Here is a 2374-nt window from a genome sequence, read left to right as displayed (position 1 = left end):
TCTGCGTACTCCTGTCTGCCCGAAGACTTGGCTGATTTGTTATTCTCAATGATTCGATCTTCCATGATGGTAATGAATTACCATGCGAAGATCAACAATTAACAAAGACCCGTCAAGACGTCCCCGCGGAGGCGCTTACGTACTAACAATATTACCAATCAAAGCTCGCCTTTTATTGAGGTTCTGATATTTCTTCATAGAGTATACTAGATTGTACTTTTGTTTTATCTATTTGTTGAAGTGACTTTCTATCAAAATTAACATATAATCGCTGGTTGCTTATATTTAACATCTTATGCGCAAAACCTATGATTGTCTGAACAATCCCGATTTTTGACAACTCTTGGATAGAATCAAGATTCTTTACCTCCGGAACACGAAGCCCCATTACTACCTCAGTTAAATTACCAATGTTCTCAAATATCGGCTCATCAAGGCCAACGACATCAGTGAAATGCCGCCTAATACGGGTTGCTCGGCAGCCGCAAAATAGCTCACAGTCATAGAGGACAGTCCTCCAGCGAGATTTGCTGCACCATCAACAACTTGTCCCCACAAGATCTTGTTCGGTCTACCATCCGCCGTGCCAAAAGGGTCTATTAAAAATATCGGGCTATTATGGCAATATGCATACGACGTTAAAGGATAGTATTTCTCCGCCAGCGGATCCACCGAGGTGAAGCGCCCCAGGGCAGGATAGTACATCCTCGCCCTGAAGTCGTACAGACCGAGACCGTTGTCCACGATTCCCTTCTGAAACGGGGCCCTGTCCCTGCTCCTCAGCAAAGATAGCATATTTCCCATTACGTCGTACGAGTAGCTCGTTCCGTAACCCGGCACCAGAGTACCTTTCTCGCCGTACACCGCAGAGGTCAGACGGCCCAGGCCGTAAGACTAGCCAACAGCCAACATGACAGCAGAATGCCCTCGGTCAAAAACCGTGGGCATCTGTTTTATATGCATCAACGATGATAGATTTTATTTGCTCCATTAAGCCAAGATCGAGCGCTCCCGAGATCATTCCGCTGGCTAGGCCTTCTTCGGGAGGCGAATGAGGAATGAGGCTCCGCCGAGGGAGATCGAGCGGGCATAGCTGATCTCGCCACCGCACTTGTCGATGATGCTGCGGCTGATCGCGAGGCCGAGGCCGGCACCGGCAGACTTTGTCGTGAACTTTGGAGTGAAGAGCTTCGCCTGGTTCTCTTCCGCCACACCCGGACCGTTATCTTCGACGACGACATCGTAGTAGCCGTCCTGATTGCTGTTTCGAAGGAGCACGTTCACCATTCCGTGACGGACCTCCTTGCCTGCCTCCGCGCACTCCTGCTGGTTGATCTCGATAGCCTGGATCGAATTCGTGATAAGGTTGACCACTACGCGGATCAGCTGAGGGCGAGGGGCCATGATGAGGGCATCCGGCATACCGATGTAGGTAAGGGTGATGTTCTCCTTGTTGTCGAAGATCATCAGCTGCTCCTGGAGCATCTTGTCAAGGTTCACTTCGACCGGATCCTCGGTATAGAGCTTAGCGAAGGTCGAGAAATCGTTGGCAGTCTCGGTGAGGATGTCGATCTGCTCCAGCACCACGTTCGAAAGGTCATCGAACTTCTCCGTCCACGCAGGGTCGTTCCTCTGCTTGAGGCGTATCAGACGCTGTATCGCCAGCTTCATAGGAGTCAGCGGGTTCTTGATCTCATGGGCCACCTGTCGGGCCATCTCGCTCCACGCCATGTCACGCTCGTTCTGGGCCATCTTCCTCGAAGACTCCTCAAGGTCATGAACCATTCGGTTGTACGAGGCGATCAGCGCAGATATCTCGTCGTCGTGATCGTACGCGATGGTCTCGAGCTTACCGTCAGCCGCACCCTGCATCTTCTCGCTGACCTCAGTCAGAGGCGAGAAAACCGCGTTCACGACCGTGGTCGATATGGTCGCGAAGACGGCGAGAAGGGTCAGGACTATTATCAGGAGGAGCACCGCGTGTGGCACCGCCTCCTGCATGAGGCTGCTGTCACTCGAATACGGGGTAGAAAGTATTGCGACCATCTCGTCCCTGCGGTTGAACACAGGAGCGTAGAGGGCATAGTAGCTGGTTCCGTCGAAGCTCTCCTTGGCCATGTACATTCGCTGGTGCTTGTTCACGACCTCGTCATAAGCCTCGTTGCTAATCCTGGTGCTGAGAAGGTCCATGTCGAACACGTCAGCGACCGTAGACACGAACACACGGCCGTCCGGGGTGTAGAGGCTGACGTCCGACTTGGTGTTCGCAGCTACCGCGAGAAGGCTGTTGCGGAACTCCTGCGACATCAGTGCACCGTAGTCCGGAGCATCCTGGGCCAGCGACTCGACCATGGTCTGGACAGTGCTGATCTTC

At 52.6% G+C, this 2374-nt stretch carries 2 protein-coding genes; both read right to left on the bottom strand.

Going from position 1 to position 2374, the window contains the following annotated elements; all coding sequences use genetic code 11:
• Positions 1-399: 399 nt before the first annotated feature.
• A complete protein-coding gene (locus AC06ND_RS10095) occupies positions 400-864 on the bottom strand; it encodes an RHS repeat domain-containing protein (RefSeq protein WP_475678853.1) in 465 nt (154 codons plus the stop codon).
• A 165-nt stretch (positions 865-1029) separates the two neighbouring features.
• A partial coding sequence (locus AC06ND_RS10090) for an ATP-binding protein (protein WP_475678852.1) occupies positions 1030-2374 on the bottom strand: 1345 nt, incomplete at its 5' end.

It is taken from the genome of Candidatus Cryptobacteroides sp., assembly GCF_056207615.1.
Note: the sequence above shows the minus strand (reverse complement) of the source record. Positions and strands in the feature narration are given on the sequence as shown.